At 61.5% G+C, this 21,225-nt stretch carries 23 protein-coding genes and 2 pseudogenes; 13 read left to right on the top strand and 12 right to left on the bottom strand.

The window, feature by feature from the left end:
- Positions 1-7: 7 nt before the first annotated feature.
- The 4 genes from C4J83_RS10465 to C4J83_RS10480 all read right to left on the bottom strand — a co-directional run bounded on the left by C4J83_RS10465 (position 8) and on the right by C4J83_RS10480 (position 2,216).
- Entirely contained in the window at positions 8-205 is a 198-nt protein-coding gene (locus C4J83_RS10465) for a helix-turn-helix transcriptional regulator (protein WP_106580078.1), read from the bottom strand.
- Entirely contained in the window at positions 202-576 is a 375-nt protein-coding gene (locus C4J83_RS10470) for a hypothetical protein (protein WP_106580079.1), read from the bottom strand. The genes C4J83_RS10465 and C4J83_RS10470 overlap by 4 nt, the downstream gene beginning before the upstream one ends.
- A gap of 127 nt (positions 577-703) precedes the next feature.
- Positions 704-1,060: a 6-carboxytetrahydropterin synthase QueD gene (gene queD / locus C4J83_RS10475; protein ID WP_017736453.1), complete on the bottom strand. Its 357-nt coding sequence runs from the start codon at positions 1,058-1,060 to the stop codon at positions 704-706.
- Positions 1,061-1,136: 76 nt separating this feature from the next.
- Positions 1,137-2,216 carry a patatin-like phospholipase domain-containing protein gene (locus C4J83_RS10480; protein ID WP_124416960.1) on the bottom strand — a complete coding sequence of 360 codons (1,080 nt, stop codon included), beginning with the start codon at positions 2,214-2,216 and terminating at the stop codon, positions 1,137-1,139.
- 160 nt (positions 2,217-2,376) lie between these two features.
- Between C4J83_RS10480 and C4J83_RS10485 the strand changes: the two genes are divergently transcribed.
- The 4 genes from C4J83_RS10485 to C4J83_RS10500 are packed head-to-tail and all read left to right on the top strand — an operon-like array spanning position 2,377 to position 4,977.
- The gene (locus C4J83_RS10485) at positions 2,377-2,679 is read left to right on the top strand and encodes a PepSY domain-containing protein (protein ID WP_124416961.1); all 303 of its coding nucleotides are present in this window, start codon (positions 2,377-2,379) and stop codon (positions 2,677-2,679) included.
- Positions 2,679-2,993: a PepSY domain-containing protein gene (locus C4J83_RS10490; RefSeq protein WP_106580082.1), complete on the top strand. Its 315-nt coding sequence runs from the start codon at positions 2,679-2,681 to the stop codon at positions 2,991-2,993. Before C4J83_RS10485 ends, C4J83_RS10490 begins: the two co-directional genes overlap by 1 nt.
- Positions 2,993-3,661 (top strand): response regulator transcription factor, encoded by a 669-nt coding sequence (locus tag C4J83_RS10495; protein ID WP_106580083.1) that lies wholly within the window; start codon positions 2,993-2,995, stop codon positions 3,659-3,661. Before C4J83_RS10490 ends, C4J83_RS10495 begins: the two co-directional genes overlap by 1 nt.
- Entirely contained in the window at positions 3,658-4,977 is a 1,320-nt protein-coding gene (locus tag C4J83_RS10500; protein WP_124416962.1) for a sensor histidine kinase, read from the top strand. Before C4J83_RS10495 ends, C4J83_RS10500 begins: the two co-directional genes overlap by 4 nt.
- A gap of 147 nt (positions 4,978-5,124) precedes the next feature.
- On the opposite strand, the gene C4J83_RS31075 is transcribed toward C4J83_RS10500, so the two are convergent.
- Together C4J83_RS31075 and C4J83_RS31080 are read right to left on the bottom strand one after the other, a co-directional pair.
- The gene (locus C4J83_RS31075) at positions 5,125-5,880 is read right to left on the bottom strand and encodes a methyl-accepting chemotaxis protein (protein WP_370004744.1); all 756 of its coding nucleotides are present in this window, start codon (positions 5,878-5,880) and stop codon (positions 5,125-5,127) included.
- A gap of 150 nt (positions 5,881-6,030) precedes the next feature.
- Positions 6,031-7,272, bottom strand: a pseudogene (locus tag C4J83_RS31080) (PDC sensor domain-containing protein); the annotation flags it as partial.
- Positions 7,273-7,517: 245 nt separating this feature from the next.
- Between C4J83_RS31080 and C4J83_RS10510 the strand changes: the two are divergent.
- From C4J83_RS10510 to C4J83_RS10530, 5 genes are all read left to right on the top strand, one after another.
- Positions 7,518-8,837, top strand: coding sequence for a Na+/H+ antiporter family protein (locus C4J83_RS10510; protein ID WP_164487975.1), 1,320 nt, complete (start codon positions 7,518-7,520; stop codon positions 8,835-8,837).
- A 102-nt stretch (positions 8,838-8,939) separates the two neighbouring features.
- A complete protein-coding gene (gene ctpM / locus C4J83_RS31255; protein ID WP_124416963.1) occupies positions 8,940-10,619 on the top strand; it encodes a methyl-accepting chemotaxis protein CtpM in 1,680 nt (559 codons plus the stop codon).
- A 103-nt stretch (positions 10,620-10,722) separates the two neighbouring features.
- Positions 10,723-11,391: an RraA family protein gene (locus C4J83_RS10520; protein ID WP_124416964.1), complete on the top strand. Its 669-nt coding sequence runs from the start codon at positions 10,723-10,725 to the stop codon at positions 11,389-11,391.
- Positions 11,388-12,047 (top strand): RraA family protein, encoded by a 660-nt coding sequence (locus tag C4J83_RS10525; RefSeq protein ID WP_124416965.1) that lies wholly within the window; start codon positions 11,388-11,390, stop codon positions 12,045-12,047. The genes C4J83_RS10520 and C4J83_RS10525 overlap by 4 nt, the downstream gene beginning before the upstream one ends.
- Complete coding sequence (locus tag C4J83_RS10530) at positions 12,044-13,252, top strand: pyridoxal phosphate-dependent aminotransferase (protein WP_124416966.1); 1,209 nt, start codon at positions 12,044-12,046, stop codon at positions 13,250-13,252. Before C4J83_RS10525 ends, C4J83_RS10530 begins: the two co-directional genes overlap by 4 nt.
- On the opposite strand, the gene trhP is transcribed toward C4J83_RS10530, so the two are convergent.
- The gene (gene trhP, locus C4J83_RS10535) at positions 13,249-14,562 is read right to left on the bottom strand and encodes a prephenate-dependent tRNA uridine(34) hydroxylase TrhP (protein WP_124416967.1); all 1,314 of its coding nucleotides are present in this window, start codon (positions 14,560-14,562) and stop codon (positions 13,249-13,251) included. The two genes, C4J83_RS10530 and trhP, sit on opposite strands and share 4 nt — an antisense overlap.
- Before the next feature lie 262 nt (positions 14,563-14,824).
- Here trhP and C4J83_RS10540 point away from each other — a divergent pair.
- Positions 14,825-15,283 (top strand): annotated as a pseudogene (locus C4J83_RS10540) (thioredoxin family protein); the annotation flags it as partial.
- 107 nt (positions 15,284-15,390) lie between these two features.
- A complete protein-coding gene (locus C4J83_RS10545) occupies positions 15,391-16,458 on the top strand; it encodes an AI-2E family transporter (protein ID WP_106580092.1) in 1,068 nt (355 codons plus the stop codon).
- A gap of 19 nt (positions 16,459-16,477) precedes the next feature.
- Here C4J83_RS10545 and C4J83_RS10550 read toward each other — a convergent pair whose 3' ends face one another.
- The 3 genes from C4J83_RS10550 to C4J83_RS10560 all read right to left on the bottom strand — a co-directional run bounded on the left by C4J83_RS10550 (position 16,478) and on the right by C4J83_RS10560 (position 17,534).
- Complete coding sequence (locus tag C4J83_RS10550) at positions 16,478-16,660, bottom strand: hypothetical protein (protein ID WP_106580093.1); 183 nt, start codon at positions 16,658-16,660, stop codon at positions 16,478-16,480.
- A 91-nt stretch (positions 16,661-16,751) separates the two neighbouring features.
- Positions 16,752-16,946: a hypothetical protein gene (locus C4J83_RS10555; RefSeq protein WP_106580094.1), complete on the bottom strand. Its 195-nt coding sequence runs from the start codon at positions 16,944-16,946 to the stop codon at positions 16,752-16,754.
- Positions 16,947-17,180: 234 nt separating this feature from the next.
- Complete coding sequence (locus C4J83_RS10560; RefSeq protein WP_053255424.1) at positions 17,181-17,534, bottom strand: hypothetical protein; 354 nt, start codon at positions 17,532-17,534, stop codon at positions 17,181-17,183.
- A 156-nt stretch (positions 17,535-17,690) separates the two neighbouring features.
- Here C4J83_RS10560 and C4J83_RS10565 point away from each other — a divergent pair, with 156 nt between their 5' ends.
- A complete protein-coding gene (locus C4J83_RS10565) occupies positions 17,691-18,509 on the top strand; it encodes a shikimate 5-dehydrogenase (protein WP_124416968.1) in 819 nt (272 codons plus the stop codon).
- Positions 18,510-18,629: 120 nt separating this feature from the next.
- On the opposite strand, the gene C4J83_RS10570 is transcribed toward C4J83_RS10565, so the two are convergent.
- Positions 18,630-19,280, bottom strand: a complete 651-nt coding sequence (locus C4J83_RS10570) for a YceH family protein (RefSeq protein WP_124416969.1) — start codon at positions 19,278-19,280, stop codon at positions 18,630-18,632.
- A gap of 125 nt (positions 19,281-19,405) precedes the next feature.
- Here C4J83_RS10570 and C4J83_RS10575 point away from each other — a divergent pair, with 125 nt between their 5' ends.
- Entirely contained in the window at positions 19,406-19,915 is a 510-nt protein-coding gene (locus C4J83_RS10575) for a DUF1993 domain-containing protein (RefSeq protein WP_053255427.1), read from the top strand.
- 62 nt (positions 19,916-19,977) lie between these two features.
- Here C4J83_RS10575 and sstT read toward each other — a convergent pair whose 3' ends face one another.
- On the bottom strand, positions 19,978-21,198 hold the full coding sequence (sstT, locus tag C4J83_RS10580) for a serine/threonine transporter SstT (RefSeq protein ID WP_106580097.1): 1,221 nt from the start codon (positions 21,196-21,198) through the stop codon (positions 19,978-19,980).
- Positions 21,199-21,225 lie beyond the last annotated feature (27 nt).

The raw sequence follows: 21,225 nt of genomic DNA on the forward strand, positions 1-21,225 counted from the left end.
AAATGACTCAGTCTGCTGGTGCTTCGAAGATCGCCTCGATACTGCGCTCGAACACCTTGGCGATCTTGAACGCCAACGGCAAGCTCGGATCATAGCGGCCGGTTTCGATGGCATTGACGGTCTGGCGCGAAACCTCCAGGCGCTGTGCAAGGTCGGCCTGGGACCAACCCCGTTCGGCGCGCAACTGGCGCAGCTGATTATTCACTGGTAGCGCCTTGTGCCGACGATCGTGGCCACACACCAGACGCCGCCCATGATCGGCCACACCATGAAGGCCGACAGGCGTGGAAAACCGGCGGTTTCCAGAAAGCCGTAGCTGAACGTCGTGAGTGCGGTGCAGACAAACGCCACAGCGAGAGCATCCAGTTGGATCTTGCGGCCCATTTCATCCATGGCGTTCACGCGGCGGACGATCGAAACCGCCATCGCGATCATGGGAATCACCGGCAGCAACGCCAGGGCGATTTTGGCGACCCCGTCAGGCATGGATCGAACGAGCGAGCTGGAAACCACGACGCACAAAATGTACACCACCATGACGACTGCGAATTCCATCAGAAAGCGTTTGGGCGACATGACTCTCTCCATAAGTAAAGTGTGCTTTACGTTAGGTATGATCAATTACCATGTCAAGGCTGCTTTACACTGAGGTTTTCCAGGCATAAAAAAACCACCCGCAGGTGGTTCTTCAACGTGCCATCGCTTACTCGCCGCGATAGATGCAGCCGCTGGTGCAGGTCTCGTGGATGCGAATCGCACTGAGTTCCGGCAGCAGCGGTTTGAGCTCAGTCCAGATCCATTTGGCCAGCACCTCGCTGGTCGGGTTTTCCAGGCCTGGGATGTCATTGAGGTAGTTGTGGTCGAGGCGCTCGTAGAGCGGCTTGAAAATCGCCTTGATCTCCGAGAAGTCGCGAATCCAGCCGGTATGCGGATCGAGGTCGCCGCTCAGGTGGATCGCCACCTTGAACGAATGCCCATGCAGGCGTCCGCATTTATGGCCGTCCGGCACGTGGGGCAGGCGATGGGCGGACTCGAAGGTAAATTCTTTAAAGATTTCCACGGTATTTTCAGCTCGGTCAGGTATCTGGCAGGCGGCGAGTTTAACAGCTTGATCCTTCGCCGCGCATACCGCTTGGTCATAGCGCCAGCAAGTGCTCGCCCAATGTGCCGTTATCTGCCAGTTCCAGGAACTCATCGCCCAACCGTCGGCTCTCGCTCATCGCGGTTTGCCAGTACTTGTTGCGGCTCGGGTCATCGCCCATGAAGCGCTTGAAGTCGCTGCGGTCCGGCAGCTTGCCGTGGGGCAGGCGGGCCAAGTAGTCCTTGGATGGGGCCAGCAACAATACGTCCTGCAAGCCCTGTTGATTACTGCGCCGCCACGGCAGGCCCTTGTCGAACCACCCGGGGATGACCCGGTCGGTGAAGTGCGGGTACAGCACGATGTCATCGCCGTGGTAGGGCAGGTCGAGGTGATAGTCGAGCAGGCCGCCATCGCGGTAAGTGCCGGCGCCCGCGCCGGGCAGGTCGCGTACGCCTTGCATCACCATGGGGATCGAGCCGGACGCCAGCAGTGCCTGGCGCAAGTTGCGCAGGTCCAGGTCGAGGAAGCGCGAAGGGAAGTCCTTCAGCGGATGCACCGGCGGCGCCTGGCGCGGGTCGTGGATGATCAGCCGTTCGAAGTGCCGCGCCAGCCGCGCACGGCCGCGCAGGTTGTCGGCGATGACGGACGACAGGCCCAGACCGAGCCGACCGCGATGGTCATCGGCGAGCAGGCCGTGGCTTTTGACCACCATGATGTTCAGGCGATAGTCGGGGTTGTCCAGCACCCGTGCATCACGGCCTGCGAGCAAGTCATCGAGCATGCGCTGGCAGCTGCGGCTGACCTCGGCCATGGTCACGCCCTTGGCAAAGCGTTGTTCGTTGTACAGGCGGCCGAGGTCGAGCAGGCCTTGCACCGGGTCGGGCAGGCAGGCGCTGGCAAACCGCCAGGAGCCGATGGAGGCGCCGATCAGCGCACGCTCGCGTGGCGCGCGCGGCAACCAGTCGCCGAACAAGGCCAGGTCCAGCCCCTGGATGCCCAATGCCTTGGGGCCGCCGGCCGCGCCGGGCAGGATGCCGACATCCGCAGGTTTGAGGCCCTGTTCGCGAATGCGCGCAAAGGCGCGTTTACCGGCCTTGAGCGTCAACGCGGGAAATTTGATGTGGATGGCTGTCATACCAGTCTCTGTTCAAGCGAGCGGGGCAGTATAGGAAAACTCGCGGGTGATGGGTAAAAGAGGGCGATTGAAAAATGCCATGGTGGCAATTCAGTTTCAGTTAAGTTGCAGCGGGTACGTTGGCCTGCGTAGGAAAAACATCCTGAAACGGAGATTTGCCATGAAGCGCCTCACAGCGCTGGTCGCCGCCGGTATCATCGCCTGCACCTCGGCACAGGCCTGGGCAGTGGACCCTGACAAACCACTGACATTGCCTGGCACTGTTACAATCGTCGCCTTTGATCAGCTGGAAGCCACGGCCCTGGCACTTCACCCAGGTTCGACCCTGCTGGACACCGACCTCGACGAGGCCTACGGCAAGTACTTGTACCAAGTCGAACTGGAAGATGCCGACGGCATCGAGTGGGAAGTCGAATTGGACGCGCTCAGCGGGCACGTGCTCAAGAATCATCAGGAAACGTAATGAAGGTATATCGACGCGCCAGTGGTTTGATGGTGCTGGTGCTCCTGGCTTTTTGTTCCAGCCTGGCGGCCCGCGACCTCAACCAGGATGAAGCTTTGGCACTGCGCCAGCAGGGCGTGATCCTGCCGCTCGAGCAACTGTTGCAACAGGCCATGGCGCGCTACCCCGGCTCTCGGTTGTTGGAAGCCGAGCTTGAAAAAAAACACGGCCAATATGCTTATGAGGTGGAGCTGGTGACCACCGAAGGCGTGGTGCGCGAGATCAAGCTGGATGCGACCACCGGCGTGCTGCTCAAAGATAAGGAAGACGACTGATGCGCCTGCTTCTGGTGGAAGACAACGTTCCCTTGGCCGATGAACTGCTGGCCGGCCTGCAGCGCCAGGGCTATGCCGTCGACTGGCTGGCCGATGGGCGCGATGCCGCCTATCAGGGCCGCAGCGAACCCTATGACCTGATCATTCTCGACCTCGGCTTGCCCGGCCTGCCGGGGTTGGACGTGTTGGCTCAATGGCGCGCAGCCGCCCTGGCCACGCCCGTGCTGGTTCTCACCGCGCGCGACTCCTGGGCCGAGCGCATCGAAGGGCTCAAGGCCGGTGCCGACGATTACCTGAGCAAACCCTTTCACCCCGAAGAACTGCACTTGCGTGTCCAGGCGTTGTTGCGCCGCTCCCATGGCCACGCCAACCAGCCCACCTTGCAAGCTGCCGGGTTGCACCTGGATGAAGGCCGCCAGTGTGTACTGCGCGACGGCGAAGAGATCCAGCTGACCGCCGCCGAATTCCGCCTGCTGCGCTACTTCATGCTGCACCCGGAACAGATCCTGTCGAAAAGCCATTTGGCCGAGCATCTTTATGACGGCGAGACCGAGCGTGACTCCAATGTGCTGGAAGTTCACGTCAACCACCTGCGTCGCAAGCTGGGCCGCAGCGTGATTGAGACTCGGCGCGGCCAGGGTTACCGCTTTGGCGCCAGCCCTGCATGAGGTCGATTCAGCGGCGCCTGAGCCTGGGGCTGATCAGCGTGATGGTGATCGTCGGCGTGGTATTGGCGCAAACCAGCCTGTGGTTGTTCGAGGCCGGTTTGCAGCGCTACCTGGAAGCGGGCTTGCGCAACGACAGCGAAAACCTGCTGGTGGCGCTGGTGCGCGGCCCGAACGGGGTGCAACTGGATGAACAACGTTTGTCGCCGGCCTATCAGCGGCCGTTTTCCGGGCATTATTTCCGTATTGATTTTGCCGACATCCATTGGCGTTCCCGTTCGTTGTGGGACCAGGAATTGCCCCGGCTGCCGGAAGCCGGTCTCAAGGGCAACCTGCAACTGGGCCCGGAAGGCCAGCAACTGCTGGTGTTGCGCTCGGACTACAAGCGTTTTGGCCAGTCGATTTCCATCAGCGTGGCCCAGGACTACACGCCGGTGCGGGAAAGTTTCCGTCTGATGCGTCAGATCGGCCTGGTGATGGGCCTTGCGGCATTGCTGCTGGTGCTGATCCTGCAACGGGTCACGGTGCGCCGCGCCTTGCGCCCGTTGGAAACCGCCCGCGAACAGATCGCTCAACTGCAACAAGGCCAGCGCTCACAACTCGACACTCAAGTGCCGCTGGAACTGGAACCCCTGGTGGCGCAGATCAACCACCTGCTGGCTCACACCGAAGACAGCCTCAAGCGCTCGCGCAACGCGTTGGGCAACTTGGGGCATGCGCTGAAAACGCCGTTGGCCGTGCTCTTGAGCGTGGCCTCCAGTGAGCAGCTCAAGGCCCATCCCGAACTGGGCAAGCTTTTGCGCGACCAGCTGGAGCAAGTGCAGCAACGCCTGAATCGCGAACTCAACCGCGCGCGCCTTGCCGGCGAAACCCTGCCAGGTGCCTTGTTTGATTGCGAAAAAGAGCTGCCCGGCCTGCTGGCCACGCTGAACATGATCCACGGTGAACACCTGGATTTGAGTTACCACGTCACGCCCGGCCTGCAATTGCCCTGGGACCGTGAAGACTTGCTGGAGCTGTTGGGCAACCTGCTGGACAACGCCTGCAAATGGGCGGATGCGGAAATACGCTTGAGCATCAGCGAAACGCCGCACAGCTATTTGCTGGCCGTTGAAGATGACGGGCCGGGCATTCCGCAGAGTCAGCGCGACCAGGTGTTCAGCCGGGGTACGCGCCTGGATGAACAGATCGACGGCCATGGCCTGGGGCTGGGGATTGTGCGCGATATCGTCGAGGTGTGGGGCGGAGTGTTGCAGTTGCAGGAGAGTGAGTTGGGTGGCTTGAGGGTGCTGATCGAATTGCCCAAGCGCCAGGCCTGATACACCACAAAATATAAAAATGTGGGAGCGGGCTTGCTCGCGAATACGGAGTGTCAGCCAGCAAATTCGGCAACTGACACACTGCATTCGCGAGCAAGCCCGCTCCCACATTGGACCTGCTCAAGGGTCAGAATCTGTGCAACTCACTCACACGCGAAACTGATCCATCAACCCCTGCTGCTGATTCGCCAGGCTGTTCAGCGCTTGGCTCACCCGCGCCGATTCATTCGCCTGCTCCGACAGCGACTCGGTCACATCGCGGATCGTCGCCACGTTGCTGTTGATCTCTTCGGCCACTGCGCTTTGCTCTTCGGCGGCGCTGGCGATTTGCAGGTTCATGTCGCTGATCACCGTGACCGCCTCGCCAATCTGGCGCAGGGCGGTGACCGCCTGGCCGACCTGCTCGACGCTGCCCTGGGCCTGGCGATAGCTGTTGCCCATGGAGCCGACCACATCGGTGGTGCCGTTTTGCAGCAGTTCGATCACCACGCGGGTTTCTTCCACCGATTCCTGGGTGCGCCGTGCCAGGTTGCGTACTTCGTCGGCGACCACGGCAAATCCACGGCCGGCCTCACCCGCGCGGGCGGCTTCGATGGCGGCGTTGAGTGCCAGTAGGTTGGTTTGCTCGGCAATGCCTCGAATCACTTCCAGCACCGAACCGATTTTCTCGCTATTGGCCGCCAGGCCTTCGACCTGAGCCATGGCGGTGCTCATGTCCGCCGCCAAGTGCCCGATGTTGGTGGTGGTGCGGTCGATCACGGTCAAGCCCTCGCGGGTGGCCTGGTCGGCGTCGCGCGCGGCTTGTGCGGCTTGGGCGGCGCTGCGGGCCACGTCCTGGGCGGTGGCGCTCATTTCGTGGGAGGCGGTGGCCACCTGATCCACCTGGCGATACTGCTGCTCCATGCCGGCGCTGGTCTCAGTGGCAATTGCGGCGGATTGGTCGGCCGTGCCGCGGGCGTCCTGCACTGAGCGTTTGACCTGGGCAATGATCGGTTGCAGTTTGTCGAGGAAGCGGTTGAACCAGCCGGCCAGTTGGCCCAGTTCGTCCTGCTTGTCGTAGGCCAGGCGACGGGTCAGGTCGCCTTCGCCGCTGGCGATGTCTTCCAGCATGCGAGCCACGCCAAGGATGGGTCGGGTCACGCTGCGAGCCATCAGCCACACCAGTACCAGGCCGACCACGGCCGCGAGCAGGCCCAGGCTCAGTTCCAGCAGGGTGCCGCGCGTGTTATCGGCATCCAGTTGCGCCTTGAGTGCCTCGGCGGGGCCCACCAGGACTTTTTCCGGCACATCCAGCAACACACCCCACGGCTTGCCGCCGGGAATCGGTGCGAACGGCGCCAGTACCTTGAGTTGATGGTCGGTGCGCACGCTGCGGATCTGCGTGCTGGCCGCCAGTGCGTTGATCAATTGCGCGCCGCTGGCCGTGTCGACTTTATCCAGGCGCTGGCTGAGTTTGCTCGCATCCGGGCTGTAGCCGGCGAGCAAACCGGTGGGGCTGAGGATGCTGACTTGCGTCTGGCCGTCATACAGCTTCTGGCTGGCCTGTTGGCTCACGGCCTGCAAGCTGTTGAGGTTGATGTCCACCGACAGCGAGGCGATGACTTTGCCGTTGACCATCAGCGGAAACACGATGCTGGTCATCAGCACGTTTTGCCCGTCGATCACATAAAAGTACGGCTCGATCACGCAGGGTTTCAAGGTTGTGCGCGGGCAGGTGAACCAGGCGTTGGCTTTCTCGCCGCTGGGCCCAATGCGGGTATCGGACATGTCGCTTTCGGGCAGTGACATGGAGGTCAATTTGCCGGGCGTCGGTTGCGACCAGTACAGGGCAAAACGGCCTTTGTCGTTACTGCCCAGTTCCGCCTGATTGGCGAACAGCTCATCCTTGCCGTCCAGCGCATTGGCTTCAAACACCAGCGACAACCCGAGCAGGTCCGGGTTGGCCTGGAGCGCGGCCTTGACCTGGCGGGTCAGGTCTTCGCGGGTGTCGAAGGCGTCGAGGAAGCGTTTTTCCGCCTGTTCGCGCAAAAACAGTACCTGACGGGCAAAACCATGGCCGTACTGGTAGGCGTCCATGAACTGCTGGCGAATGCCCAGCGCCTGCACCTCACCCTGGGCCTCGATGCGTGCCTGGGCGGACTCGTCGAGCATCTGCATGCTCGAGGCTTTGACCTGCTGCGAGCTGTGCTCCATGCGATACAGCGACAGACCCACCAGCAGGGTCACGATCCCCAGCAGGCACAGGCCGGCGAGCAGGGTGATTTTCCATTGAATGGAGAGCTGTCTGAGGAACATCGAGGAGCATCCTTAACCTGAAAACACAGAGAGTCAGGCTATCGGCCGCGTTTTGCCGTTCTTTATTATTTAAACGTTCAATTGAACGCTGAAAACGACGCCGTTTTTTGACATGCGCGCCCGCCTGCTGCAAAGTGCGCGCCCTCTAATAAGACCTCCTAAAGCCTGCACGCCGGCAGCCAACCCCATGGCCGCCCGGGCGCGGGCATGCCTGTTTTTTATGTTTCTGTCTTGAGGTAACCATGATTAACGCAGTCATCGCCGCGGTCGGCACCATGCTGGTGCTCAGCTTGTCCCGCGTGCATGTGGTCATCGCCATCATTGTCGGCGCCCTGGTGGGTGGCTTGACCGGTGGCCTGGGCATCGAGGCCACGCTCAAAGCCTTCAACGGCGGCTTGGGCGGCGGGGCGACCGTGGCGTTGTCCTACGCCTTGCTCGGCGCTTTCGCGGTGGCGATTGCCAAGTCCGGTCTGGCCCATGCCCTGGCAGACAAGGCGCTGATGCTGGTCGATCGCCAGGAAGCCACGGGCGGCAGCCACGTCAAATGGTTGCTGATCGGTCTGCTGTGGGTCGTGGCAATTGCCTCGCAGAACATCCTGCCGATCCACATCGCGTTTATTCCGCTGCTGGTGCCGCCGCTTTTGTATGTGCTGACCAAGCTGCAATTGGACCGTCGCCTGATCGCCTGTGTGATGACCTTCGGCCTGATCACGCCGTACATGTTCCTGCCGGTGGGCTTCGGCAACATCTTCCTCAACCAGATCCTGCTGGCCAACGTGGCCAAGAGCGGCGTCGACATCAGCCAGGTCAACGTCACCCACGCCATGGGCTTGCCGGCGCTGGGCATGGTGGTTGGCCTGCTGGTGGCAGTGTTTGTCAGTTATCGCAAAAAGCGCGTGTACGACCTGGAAAAAATCGAGCGCGTCGAGCAAGTGGCCGTGCAGTACAACCCGCTGACCCTGCTGGTGGCCGGGCTGGCGATTGCCTCGGCGTTCATCATTCAACTGTGGCTGGACTCGATGATTATTGGCGCCCTGGCCGGGTTCCTGATCTTTTCGGTGTCGGGCATCGTGCGCTGGCGCGAAACCGACGACCTGTTCACCGAAGGCATGAAGATGATGGCGATGATCGGCTTCATCATGATCGCTTCCTCGGGGTTTGCCGAAGTGCTCAAGGCCACGGGTGACGTGCGTTCGTTGGTAGAAACCTCGGCGGCATTCATCGGCCATAGCCGTGGCGTGGGCGCGCTGCTGATGTTGCTGGTGGGGCTGCTGGTGACCATGGGCATTGGCTCGTCGTTTTCCACGGTGCCGATCCTCGCCGCGATTTTTGTGCCGCTGTGTGTGCAACTGGGTTTCAGCCCGTTGGCGATTGTGTGCATCGTCGGCACCGCAGGCGCCCTGGGCGACGCCGGCTCACCGGCGTCGGACTCGACCCTCGGCCCGACCTCCGGCCTGAACATCGACGGCCAGCACCACCATATCTGGGACACCGTGGTGCCGACGTTCCTGCACTACAACATCCCGTTGCTGGCATTCGGCTGGCTCGCTGCGATGACCCTTTAATGATTTGAAACACCTCCCGCGCCACGGGTAACGAGTGGCCTACAGATCCGTTGCAGTTGGCCGATAGCCTCTCCAAGTCGCCACTAATAAGAGAGAAAAGCCATGCGTCTGAGTCTGAAGGCCAAAGTCCTGTCCCTCGCCGTAGTGCCGGTATTGCTGTTTGCCGTGGTCATCAGCCTGACCACCGTGTGGATCCTCCAGGGCCAGGCACGCAACGAGGTGGATGAAACCCGCCAGCGCCTGCTCAACGACGCCAAGGCCACCCTGCAAAGTTACGTCGAGGTGGCCATGACCACCATCAAACCGCTCTACGACGCCGCCGCCCCTGGGGACACCGCCGCGCGGGCCGAGGTGGTCAAGTTGCTGTCCTACACCCACTACGGCAAGGACGGCTACTTCTTCGGCTACGACTCCGAGACCATCCGCCTGTTCAAGGGCAACAGCCCCGACGGCGTGGGCAAGAGCTTCAAGGACAACCGCGACCCCAACGGCGTCTACGTCAACCGCGACCTGGTCAAGGTCGGCAAGGACGGCACCCACTACCTGCAATACAGCTCGACCCAACCGGGGCAGACCGAGTTGGTGCCCAAGCTTGGCTACACCGAATACCTGCCCAAGTGGGACATGGTGATTGGCACCTCGGTCAACCTCGACGGCATCGAAGCCCAGGTGGCGGTGGTTGAGGCCAAGGTCGAGAAACGCATGGAAGGCGTGCTGCTGAGCATCCTCGGTGTGGCCGTGGTGGTGTTGCTGGTGATTGCCGCCGTGGGCATGGTGACCGCCAATACCATCCTGCGGCCGTTGAACTTGATGAAAGCCAACCTCGACGATATCGCGGCGGGCGAGGGCGACTTGACCCGCCGCCTGGCCATCACTAGCCAGGATGAACTCGGCGATCTGGCGGGTGCGTTCAACCGCTTTGTCGACAAGATCCACGGCCTGGTGCGGCAGATCACCGAGATGACCTCGCAACTCACCGGGTTGGTCGGGCAGGTGTCCGAGCAAGCCCAGCGCTCGGAAACCGCGATGGAGCGCCAACGTCACGAAACGGACCAAGTGGCCACCGCCATTAATCAGATGTCCTCCGCCGCCCATGAAGTCGCGCGCAGCGCCCAGGGCGCCGCCGTCGCCGCGCAACAGACCGACGCCGAGGGCCAGGCCGCCAAGCGCGTGGTGGACGGCAGCATCGCGCAGATTCATGCGCTGGTGAATGACATCCGCAGCAGTGGCGTGTCCCTCGACAGCCTGCAACAGGACGTGTCGTCGATTGTCAGCGTGCTGGGGGTGATCCGTTCGATCGCCGAACAGACCAACCTGCTGGCGCTCAACGCCGCCATCGAAGCCGCGCGAGCAGGCGAGGCCGGCCGTGGTTTTGCGGTGGTGGCCGATGAAGTGCGAGCGTTGGCCAGCCGCACTCAAACCAGCACCCAGGAAATCCAGGGCATGATCGACCGCCTGCAAAAAGGCACCGAAGCCGCCGTGGACGCGATGCGCCGTTCCAGCGATGCCGGCGACGGCACCTCGGCCCAGGCCAACCAGGCCGGCGCCTCACTGGACACCATGGCGCAACTGATCGGCACCATCAACTCGATGAACGCGCAGATTGCCAGCGCCGCCGAAGAGCAAACTGCCGTGGCCGAAGAGATCAACCGCAGCGTGCATCAGATCGCCGTGGCGGTGGACAGTGTGGCCGATGAAACCCAGCTGGGCGCCCAGACCTCTCGCAGCCTGGCGGATTTGGGCCAGCGCCTGGGGCAGTTGGTGGGTCAGTTCAGGATCTGATCTTTCATAGGTTTAACCTATGTTCAACTAACGTACATACGAATATACCGCTCACCGCCCCTCGGTAAGACTTGAGCCCCAACCACAACAGGGGCTCACCTCAATGCCGCATCCCGACCCGCTTCAGCGCTTGGCTGAACTCGACACCAACACGGTTTCGAACGCACTGGATGTCCTGCAACTGCCCGGCGCCGTGGTGGGCATCCGGCCGTTGTGGGACTGCCCCACGGTGGTCGGCCGCGCCAGCACGGTCAAGCTGGCGCCCAAGACCGACGCCGCTCCCGGCGTGCACCTGATTTCCCCGGTGATCGACGCCATTACCGGCGATGACCGCGTGCTGGTCATCGCCGGAGGCATCGACGGCGTTTCGTGCTGGGGCGACATCATTGCCAATGCCGCCGTGGCCAAGAGTATTCGCGGTGCGGTGATCGACGGGTTCAGCCGGGATATCGACGGCAGCGCGTCCATTGGATTCCCGGTGTACGGCCGTGGCGTGACCATGGTCAGTGCGCGACACCGCGTGGTGCAGGTGGGCGCTGGCGTGACGATCAGCGTCGGTGGCGTGGATGTGTCGGAAAACGACTTCGTCATCGCCGACCGCTGCGGCAGCGTTTTCATCCCCGTCGCAGTGATTGAACAGGTACTGGACTTGGGCGAGCGCATCGCCGCCCGTGAAGCCGGCATGGTCGAAGCAGTACGCAGCGGCCGTTCGGTGGCCGATGTGATGCACGACAGCCAATTCGACGCCATCCGTGTGGAGCCCGCCCAATGAATGACCAACAGCTGGTCGCGCTTTTTGAAGGGCTCGACACGCCCGGCGTCTCGGATGCCATGGATAAACTCGGCATTTGCGGCCAATGCCTGGGCATCGCACCGCTGGATAACTACCGTGGCACTGTCGTCGGCCCAGCCTTTACCGTGCAGTACGTGCCAGCCGCCACACCGCCGGGTTCGGTGGGCGACTTTATCGAAGACGTGCTGCCAGGAGACGTGGTGGTGCTGGCCAACGCCGGTCGCACCGACTGCACCGTGTGGGGCGACATCATGACCCAATACGCCGGCAGTCGTGGGGTTGCCGCCACGGTGATCGATGGCGTGTGCCGGGACGTCAGCAAAGCGTTGGGCGATGGTTATCCGATGTTCACCAGAGGCCGCTACATGCGTACCGTTAAGGACCGCGTGCAAGTGGCGTCGGTGAACCAGCCGGTGGCCATCGGCGGTGCCCGTGTGTGTGCCCGGGACATCGTGGTGGCCGATGCGAATGGCGTGCTCGTGGTGCCCCGCGACCGTGCCGAAGCCGTGGCGCGCACCGCGCGGCAGATTGAACACGCGGAGTCGCAGATTCGGGCGCAGCTCGAGGCCGGCAAGACCCTCAAGCAAGCGCGCGAAGCCCTGGGTTATCACCAGTTGCAGAGGAAAGACTCGTGACCCTCGAACGTCTGAACACGCGCCTGGCTCACGCCCAGCCGTCTGCCACCTACCGCATCATCGACCGCGTCGCCGCCCGCCGCGCCGAAGGGGCGAAGATCATTTCGCTGTGCGCCGGCGAGCCGGATTTCGACACCCCGGAACACATCCGCCAGGCCGGTATCGACGCGATCCGCAATGGCCACACGCGCTACACCCAAGTGGCCGGTGTGCGTGCCTTGCGTGAAGCGGTCGCGCAAAAATTCCGCCGTGAAAATGGCCTGGCTGTCACCTGGCAGGACACGATCGTCAGCAGTGGCGGCAAGCACGTGATCTACAACGCACTCGCCGCCACGTTGAACGACGGAGATGAAGTGATCGTGCCCGCGCCTTACTGGGTCAGCTACCCGGAAATGGTCGAGCTATGCGGCGGCACTGCCAGGATTGTGCCCTGCAGCGGCGAGGACGGGTTCAAGTTGACGCCAGCGGCGCTGGACGCGGCGATCAACCCCGCGACGCGCTGGCTGATCCTCAACTCGCCCTCCAACCCCACCGGCGCGGTGTACAGCCAGCAGGAGCTGCGTGCCCTGGCCGACGTGCTCTTGGCGCATCCGCATGTGCTGGTGCTGGCGGACGATATCTACGAACACTTGCTGTTCGACGGGCAAACCTTCCACACCCTGGCTGAGGTTGAACCCGAGTTGGCGCCGCGGGTTTTGACCATGAACGGCGTGTCCAAGGCTTACGCCATGACCGGTTGGCGCATTGGTTTCGCCACTGGACCGCGTTGGTTGTTGGCGGCGATGGAAAAGCTTCAGGGCCAACAGACCTCAGGCGCCAGCGCGATTTCACAGCACGCGGCGATTGCTGCCTTGAACGGGCCGCAGGCGTTTATCCAGCAATCGCGGGCCGTGTTTGAGCGTCGGCGGGACCTGGTTGTGTCCTTTCTAAACAACACGCCGGGCCTGGAATGCGCGCGCCCGTGCGGCGCGTTTTACGCGTTTGCCTCCTGCGCCGGTTTGCTGGGGCGCACCACGCCTGCCGGCAAGCGGCTGCAAACCGACGAAGACGTGGCGCATGCCTTGCTCGATGAAGCCAACGTGGCCGTCGTGCACGGCAGCGCATTCGGCCTGGCGCCGTACCTGCGCATCGCTTACGCCCTGGACGATGACGCGTTGCTGCAGGCGTGCGAGGCCATCCGCCGGTTCTGCGCGGCGACGCGTTAGAGGTCGCGCATCAGCAGGCCAAAGCGCAGGTCCATTGCGGCCGGGAGCGGCACATACACGGTGTGCCCGTCGCCCGGCGCGACCTCAATGGCTTCACCCTTGGCGTTGTGCAGCACGGCCAGGTCGAAGTGAAAATTCCCGGCGGGCGTCATCAATTCCAGATGATTGCCCACGGCAAAGCGGTTCTTCACCTTGACCTCGGCCAGCTCCCCACGGCGCTCGCCGGTCAACTCCCCGACAAACTGCTGACGTTGCGACACCGAGCTGCCGTGCTGGTAATTCTGGTACTCGTCATGCACGTGGCGGCGCAGGAAACCTTCGGTGTAGCCGCGCTGGGCGAGTGATTCCAAATCGCTCATCAGCCTGCGGTCGAAAGCGCGCCCGGCCACCGCATCGTCGATGGCCTGGCGATACACCTGGGTGGTGCGTGCGCAGTAGAAGTGCGATTTGGTGCGACCTTCAATCTTCAGCGAATGCACGCCCATGTGGGTCAGGCGCTCCACGTGCTGCACCGCGCGCAGGTCCTTGGCGTTCATGATGTACGTGCCGTGTTCATCCTCGAACGCGGGCATTGGCTCATCCGGGCGATTGGCTTCCTGCAGCAGGAACACTTGATCGGTCGGCGCGCCGATGCCCAGGGTTGGCTGACACGTTTGGACGATGTCGCCGGCGGCGTTTTCCACCGCCGGCGTGGCCTGATACTTCCAGCGACACGCGTTGGTGCAGGTGCCTTGGTTGGCATCGCGCTTGTTCAGGTAGCCCGACAGCAGGCAGCGTCCGGAATAGGCCATGCACAGGGCGCCGTGCACGAACACTTCCAGTTCCATGGTCGGCACGTGTTGGCGGATTTCCTCGATCTCTTCCAGTGACAGCTCGCGCGACAGAATCACCCGGCCGATGCCTTGTTGCTGCCAGAACTCGACGCTGGCCCAGTTCACCGTGTTGGCCTGCACCGATAGATGGATGGGCATCTGCGGAAAATGGCGGCGCACCAGCATGATCAGCCCCGGATCGGACATGATCAGCGCATCCGGGCCCATGTCGATCACTGGCGCCAGGTCCTTGAGGAAGGTTTTCAGCTTGGCGTTGTGCGGCGCGATGTTCACCACCACGTAGAAACGTTTGCCCTGCGCGTGGGCTTCCTGGATACCGAGCGCCAGGTTGGCGTGGTCAAATTCATTGTTGCGTACACGCAGGCTGTAACGCGGCTGGCCGGCATAGACCGCATCGGCGCCGTAAGCGAAGGCGTAGCGCATGTTTTTCAGGGTGCCAGCGGGGGCGAGCAGTTCGGGGGCGATGACAGATGGCATGGGTTTGCGTCGCAAAAGGTCGCGAGGGTAGTGGAGCTTGATCTCGGATTTATTGATCCAGATCGCCCTTTGTTGATTTTGTATCGTGGTGTATCGGCAGGCAGGTTTCGACATAGGCGCGATACGTCGGCGGTTTCCAATGGGGCATCCCCCTCGCCACAAGGTAATTGCCATGCGACTTATCTCGGTGCTGTTCGCCGGCCTGCTGTTAGCCTTTGCCCTGGTGTCCAACCAGGTGGCCAGCCAAGAGACCCAAACCACCCAGGGTGCGATGCCCTCACTGGCGGGCGCGGTCGAGTGGCTCAACTCGCCACCGCTGAGCACCGACGCGCTCAAAGGCAAAGTGGTGCTGGTTGATTTCTGGACCTACGATTGCGTCAATTGCCGCCGCGCACTTCCCTATGTGCAAGCCTGGGCCAGGCAGTACGAACAAGACGGGCTGGTGGTTATCGGCGTGCACACCCCGGAATACGCCTACGAGCACATCACCGGCAATGTCAGGGACCAGGTGCGCAAACTCGGTATCACTTACCCGGTGGCCGTCGACAACAACTACGCGATCTGGCGCAGTTTCGATAACCAGTACTGGCCCGCCCATTACCTGATCGACGCCAAGGGGCAGGTGCGTTACAGCCACTTCGGCGAAGGCCGCTATGACGCTCAGGAGCAGATGATTCAGACGCTGTTGAGCGAGGCAAAGGCGCAGGCTTCCGGGCAATAAGTGATGCGGTCTATGCTTGTGCGATAAACGATGGCACTCCCAGCATTCGCAGCGGACTAAGCAACAGGGCCTGCACAGGGCCTTGGCTTTTCTGACATGGACCGGACATGAATCAAACCAACCTGCAATTCAAAACCCTGTTGTTGCTGCTGGCCCTGGTGACCATCGCCTTTATCTGGATATTGCTGCCGTTTTACGGCGCGGTGTTCTGGGCGGTGATTCTCGGCATTATCTTTGCCCCGATGCAGCGGCGCCTGCAACAGCGGTTCGGCTGGAACCGCAACCTTACGTCCCTGGCGACGCTGACGGTGTGCCTGATCATTGCGATTTTGCCGGTGATCATTACCAGTGTGCTGCTGGTGCAAGAGGGCGCGACCCTGTACAAAAATATTGAGAGCGGCAAGTTGGACGTGGCGGGGTATATCGAGCAATTCAAGAATGTCCTGCCGCCATACTTCCAGCACCTGCTGGATCGCTTTGGCATGGGCAACCTGGAAGGCCTGCGGGAAAAGATCGTCAAGAGTGCAATGCAGGGCAGCCAGTTCTTTGCGACTCAGGCGTTCAGCTTTGGCCAGGGCACGTTTGATTTCCTGGTGAGCTTTTTCATCATGCTGTACCTGCTGTTTTTTCTGCTGCGCGACGGTCCGGAGCTGGTGCGCAAAGTGCGCACGGCGGTGCCGCTGGCCGAGCCGCAAAAGCGCCGTTTGCAGCTCAAGTTCAATCGCGTGGTGCGGGCCACGGTCAAAGGCAACGTGCTGGTGGCCGTCACTCAAGGCGCGCTGGGCGGTTTGATTTTCTGGTTTCTGGATATCCCCAGCGCGTTGCTCTGGGCGGTGTTGATGGCGTTTCTGTCGCTGCTGCCTGCCGTGGGCGCAGGGATTGTGTGGGGCCCGGTGGCCATCTACTTCCTGTTGAGCGGTTCGATCTGGCAGGGCGTGGTGCTGGCGGTGTTCGGCGTATTCGTGATCGGCTTGGTGGACAACGTACTGCGCCCGATCCTGGTGGGCAAGGACACCAAGATGCCGGATTACCTGATCCTGATCTCGACCCTGGGCGGGCTGTCGGTGTTTGGCCTGAACGGGTTTGTGATCGGGCCGCTGGTGGCGGCGTTGTTTATGTCGAGCTGGGCGCTGTTTGTCGAAAGCAAACCGCGGGTCAAGCTGCCGCTGCCTTAGCGGTTACAGAAGGCGAGCTTCAGGCGTGCAGTCTGAAGCTCGACGCTTGTTGAAGCTGCTTTTCGGCCGCTGATAACGAGGTGAGTGGGCCGCTGATGGGCTCGCCATCGCGCACCAGGTACCAGCAAGCCAGCAGCCCCAGCTTGCGAAGAGGGGCGGGAACGGCGCTGCCGATAACGGACATGATCTGAACAGTGGGCATAGAGGCCTCCAATTGCTATGGAGGCCACCTTACGGCGCTACGTGCCGAAGGAAAAATCAACCGGCTCGATAGTCGTCATCAACACAAGACGTCAATCCACCACTTGATCAAGCATGATCACCACTTCCTGCTCACTGAGCAGCCCCTTGTGCACCAGGTTTTGCGCCAATAACGCCAGGAACTTCGCGCTGCGATGGCCTTCAAGGTGCTTGAGCTCTGTGAGTGCACTGTAGACCTTACTGGACGTGCACAGGCCGGCGGTGCGGTGCGGGTTTTGCGTGGGCATGGTCAGTCGTCCTTAATTGTTATTGGCTGGACAGAATCAATAGTGAGAGGGTTTCGTGACACAAACATGACAGCGCAAGCCTCGTTCGAGCAAGTAGACATTAGCCATAATCATGTGCGATTACGCCTCGAGCATTGTCCTCACAGCGACCTTTGCAGGGTAAATCCGGACCTTTGAGGCAAAAAAAAGGCCCCGCGGGTAAGCGGGGCCTGATCCTGTGATGTCAATTGCGTGTTACCAGCCGCGGCCGTAATAGCCATGGGGAGGGCCGTAGTAACCACGTGGTGGGCCGTAATAAACCGGCGCCGGGCGATAATAAACCTGCTGTTGCACATACACCGGTGGTGGCGGCGCGTAGTAGACCGGAGGAGGCGCGGCATATACCGGTTGCGGCTGAACGTAGACCGGTTGCTGCACGTAGACCGGCTGGGATTGGCTGGCAACCACCGAGCCGACAACGGCTGCGCCGACTAAAGCACCCAACACGGCCGGGCCACCCCAACCACCACCGTGGGCGGAGGCTTGGCCTGCCATAGCGAGTGCGCCGATAAGCAAGGCGATTTTGGGGATTTTACGAATCATGGTCATTCCTCGGTTAGCCCCTGCGCTTGTGGTCTGCAATCAATAGACTCAAGGATTGTCGCGGGGATACTTTTAAGACAACGTATTTCTGAAAAACAGCACAGCCGATAGGTAAAGGTTGTGTAAGGTCTGTACCCAATTGCTTACTCAAAGGAGTTTTCCATGCAGATGCACCCCAACAAGGACACCCAGCTGTGTATGTCATTGTCGGCGCGCCCCGGGAATTTTGGCTTGCGTTTCCATAACCATCTGTATGAACAGTTGGGTCTGAACTTCTACTATAAAGCCTTCAGCAGCCAGGATTTACCCGGCGCGATCGGCGGTATACGCGCACTGGGCGTTCGCGGTTGCGGCGTTTCCATGCCATTCAAGGAAGCCAGCATTGCGTTGGTCGATGAGCTGGACGACTCGGTCAAGGCCATTGCCTCCCTCAACACCATCGTCAACACCAACGGCCATCTCAAGGCCTACAACACCGACTACATCGCCGTCGAGCAACTGCTGAAAAAGCACGCGGTACCGAAGCAATCCACCTTTGCCCTGCGCGGCAGCGGCGGAATGGCCAAGGCCGTGGCCAGTGCCTTGCGCGACGGTGGTTACGCCCATGGCGTGATTGTGGCGCGTAACGAAGTGGCCGGTCGGGCCTTGGCGCACAGCCTGGGCTACGAATGGCAGGCAGAGCTGGGGGACTTGCGCCCGCAGATGTTGGTCAACGTGACACCGATCGGCATGACCGGTGGGGCAGAGGCGGATCAACTGGCGTTTGAAGCAGAAGCTGTGGATGCCGCCGATACCGTCTTCGATGTCGTGGCGATTCCCGCCGAAACGCCGCTGATCGTGCGCGGGCGGGCCAAAGGCAAGCGAGTAATTACCGGGCTTGAAGTGATCGCGATCCAGGCGTTGGAGCAATTTGTGCTGTACACCGGCGTGCGGCCAACGGATGAACAGTTTCAGGCCGCAGTGGCCTTCGCCCGAAATTAACGCCTGCGCAGATCCAAATGTGGGAGCGGGCTTGCTCGCGAAGGCGGTGGTTCAGTGGGCACATTCGTCGACTGACACACCGTATTCGCGAGCAAGCCCGCTCCCACATTGTTGATCGAGTTATGCCTGTTCCAGGTGTGCCAGGCGTTCTTCAAGCGCTGCGATTCGGGATTCAAGCTCTTCGATACGATCCAGAGAAACCGCCCCCGTTGACCGCTCCACCGGATTCCCCCGTGCCGCCAGAATCACCTCGATATCCGCCGGGTCCCCCAGCGCATGGGTATAACGGTCTTCGCGCTGCCCGGCCTGACGCGGCACCAGCACCGCCAGCCCGCGCGCGATCAAACGCTCCAGCTGGTGTACGACTTGCTCGGCGTCTTCAAAATCATGCATGCGTCCGCTGCGAGTCAGCAATTCATTGACCGTCTGTGGCCCGCGCAGAAACAGCAGCCCGATCAGGATCACCTGGGCCGGCACCAGCTCCAGCGCCTTGTCCACGCGATGTTCCCAGCGGTCGGCGCGGCTCCCCATCACCAGGCGGGTAAAACCCTGGCCTTCCAGCGCGCGCAGGCTTTGGCCGACCTGGCCCTGGCTGAGGTTCGTCACCGGTTCGCGGCTGGTCTTCTGGTTGCACGCCAGCACCAGGGCGTTAAGGGTCAGCGGGTAGGTTTCCGGGTTGGTCGCCTGTTTCTCGATCAGGCAGCCCAGGATGCGGATTTCCGTGCTGGTCAGGCGCGGCTCAGGGGTCTCGGTGTCGTGCTCGGCGGTCATCGCGCTTTCCCTATGCAGTGAACCCACTAGCCTAATCCTGAAAAAATAAAAGACAAGCGGCACGCGCGGCTGGCATGTCTATAATCGCCGCTGGTTCCAAACCCTGCCATTACCGTGAGACTCTCATGACTATTTCCCTGTACGCCGCCTCCATCCCGGTCTTCAAGCAAATGCTCAACGCCCTGAGCGATGTGCTGAACAAAGCCGAAGCCCACGCCACCGCCAAGAACATCGAGCCAAACGCCTTGCTGCAGGCGCGTTTGTTTCCGGACATGTTCCAGCTGGTGCGCCAGGTCCAGATCGCTGTCGACTTCGCCAAAGGCGTTTCCGCGCGTCTGGCCGAGATCGAAGTGCCGAAATACGAAGACAGCGAAGTGACCTTCGCCGACCTGCAAGCACTGATCGCCAAGGTGCTGGCATTTGTCGACACCATCAAGCCTGAGCAAATCGACGGCAAGGAAGGCATCGAGATCATCACCCGCCCAGGCACGCCGAAAGAAAAGCGCTTCAGCGGCCAGTCCTACCTGCTGACCTACGGCCTGCCGCAGTTCTTCTTCCACGTCACTACCGCTTACGCTTTGCTGCGTCACAACGGTGTGGAAGTGGGCAAGCGTGATTACATGGGCGCTTTCTAAGCCCATAAAAAAGCCCGGGGTTGTTCTTGATCGAACGCCCCGGGCTTTTTCATGCCTGACGGTTAAGCCAATTGCTCATCCTTGCCCAGGCACGCCGCAGCGGTAAACAGCACATCGGTGGACGAGTTGAGCGCGGTTTCCGCCGAATCCTGCAGCACGCCGATGATGAAACCGACGGCCACCACCTGCATGGCGACTTCGCTGGGAATACCAAACAGGCTGCACGCCAGTGGAATCAACAGCAGCGAGCCACCGGCCACACCCGACGCCCCACACGCACAGATCGCCGCGACTACGCTGAGCAGCACGGCGGTCGGCAGGTCGACGGCAATGCCGAGGGTGTGAACCGCTGCGAGTGTCAGCACGGTGATGGTAATTGCCGCACCGGCCATATTGATGGTGGCGCCCAGCGGAATCGACACCGAGTAGGTGTCTTCATGCAGGCCCAGGCGTTTACTCAGCGCCAGGTTCACCGGAATATTTGCCGCCGAACTGCGGGTGAAGAAAGCAGTAATGCCGCTCTCACGCAGGCACATCAGCACCAGCGGGTACGGGTTGCGGCGCAGTTTCCAGAACACGATGGCCGGGTTCACTACCAGCGCCACGAACAGCATGCAGCCGATCAGCACCATCAGCAGGTGAACGTAGCCGAGCAGGGCGCCGAAGCCCGAAGTGGCCAAGGTTGAGGCCACGAGGCCGAAGATGCCAAGCGGTGCGAAGCGAATCACCATGCGCACGATCAGTGTCACGCCGTTGGACAAATCCTCCAGCACGGTGCGGGTGGTTTCACCCGCGTGACGAATCGCGATGCCCATGCCGATGGCCCAGGCCAAAATGCCGATGAAGTTGGCGTTCATCAGTGCGCTGACCGGGTTATCCACCACACTGAGCAACAGGCTTTGCAGCACCTCGCCGATGCCGCCGGGCGCACTGACGCTGGCATCGTGGGTGGCGAGCACCAGCATCGAGGGGAACAACGTGCTGGCAATCACTGCGACCACGGCGGCAGCGAATGTGCCTAGCAGGTACAGAAACAGGATCGGCTTGATATGGGTTTCCTGGCCGTGTTTATGACTGGCAATCGATGCCATCACCAACACGAAGACCAGAATCGGCGCCACGGCCTTGAGCGCGGCGACAAACACCTTGCCGATAAAACCGGTGGCCTTGGCCGCCTCTGGCGCGAACAACGCGAGAAGGATGCCGGCGACCAGGCCGAGGATGATTTGCGTGACCAGGCTGACGCGAGCCAGTCGTTGCAGGAGGGAAGGGGCAGCAGTCATAAACACATGTCTCTATTTTTTTGAAGG

It is taken from the genome of Pseudomonas sp. LBUM920, from assembly GCF_003852315.1.
GTDB lineage: Bacteria > Pseudomonadota > Gammaproteobacteria > Pseudomonadales > Pseudomonadaceae > Aquipseudomonas.

What these genes read in the sequence shown, in the direction of transcription:
- C4J83_RS10470 (WP_106580079.1), bottom strand. Translation starts at nt 576, where the DNA reads ATGTCGCCCAAACGCTTTCTGATGGAATTCGCAGTCGTCATGGTGGTG.
- C4J83_RS10480 (WP_124416960.1), bottom strand. Translation starts at nt 2,216, where the DNA reads ATGACAGCCATCCACATCAAATTTCCCGCGTTGACGCTCAAGGCCGGT.
- C4J83_RS10485 (WP_124416961.1), top strand. Translation starts at nt 2,377, where the DNA reads ATGAAGCGCCTCACAGCGCTGGTCGCCGCCGGTATCATCGCCTGCACC.
- C4J83_RS10490 (WP_106580082.1), top strand. Translation starts at nt 2,679, where the DNA reads ATGAAGGTATATCGACGCGCCAGTGGTTTGATGGTGCTGGTGCTCCTG.
- C4J83_RS10495 (WP_106580083.1), top strand. Translation starts at nt 2,993, where the DNA reads ATGCGCCTGCTTCTGGTGGAAGACAACGTTCCCTTGGCCGATGAACTG.
- C4J83_RS10500 (WP_124416962.1), top strand. Translation starts at nt 3,658, where the DNA reads ATGAGGTCGATTCAGCGGCGCCTGAGCCTGGGGCTGATCAGCGTGATG.
- C4J83_RS31075 (WP_370004744.1), bottom strand. Translation starts at nt 5,880, where the DNA reads ATGGAGCAGCAGTATCGCCAGGTGGATCAGGTGGCCACCGCCTCCCAC.
- ctpM (WP_124416963.1), top strand. Translation starts at nt 8,940, where the DNA reads ATGCGTCTGAGTCTGAAGGCCAAAGTCCTGTCCCTCGCCGTAGTGCCG.
- C4J83_RS10520 (WP_124416964.1), top strand. Translation starts at nt 10,723, where the DNA reads ATGCCGCATCCCGACCCGCTTCAGCGCTTGGCTGAACTCGACACCAAC.
- C4J83_RS10525 (WP_124416965.1), top strand. Translation starts at nt 11,388, where the DNA reads ATGAATGACCAACAGCTGGTCGCGCTTTTTGAAGGGCTCGACACGCCC.
- trhP (WP_124416967.1), bottom strand. Translation starts at nt 14,562, where the DNA reads ATGCCATCTGTCATCGCCCCCGAACTGCTCGCCCCCGCTGGCACCCTG.
- C4J83_RS10545 (WP_106580092.1), top strand. Translation starts at nt 15,391, where the DNA reads ATGAATCAAACCAACCTGCAATTCAAAACCCTGTTGTTGCTGCTGGCC.
- C4J83_RS10550 (WP_106580093.1), bottom strand. Translation starts at nt 16,660, where the DNA reads ATGCCCACTGTTCAGATCATGTCCGTTATCGGCAGCGCCGTTCCCGCC.
- C4J83_RS10555 (WP_106580094.1), bottom strand. Translation starts at nt 16,946, where the DNA reads ATGCCCACGCAAAACCCGCACCGCACCGCCGGCCTGTGCACGTCCAGT.
- C4J83_RS10560 (WP_053255424.1), bottom strand. Translation starts at nt 17,534, where the DNA reads ATGACCATGATTCGTAAAATCCCCAAAATCGCCTTGCTTATCGGCGCA.
- C4J83_RS10565 (WP_124416968.1), top strand. Translation starts at nt 17,691, where the DNA reads ATGCAGATGCACCCCAACAAGGACACCCAGCTGTGTATGTCATTGTCG.
- C4J83_RS10570 (WP_124416969.1), bottom strand. Translation starts at nt 19,280, where the DNA reads ATGACCGCCGAGCACGACACCGAGACCCCTGAGCCGCGCCTGACCAGC.
- C4J83_RS10575 (WP_053255427.1), top strand. Translation starts at nt 19,406, where the DNA reads ATGACTATTTCCCTGTACGCCGCCTCCATCCCGGTCTTCAAGCAAATG.
- sstT (WP_106580097.1), bottom strand. Translation starts at nt 21,198, where the DNA reads ATGACTGCTGCCCCTTCCCTCCTGCAACGACTGGCTCGCGTCAGCCTG.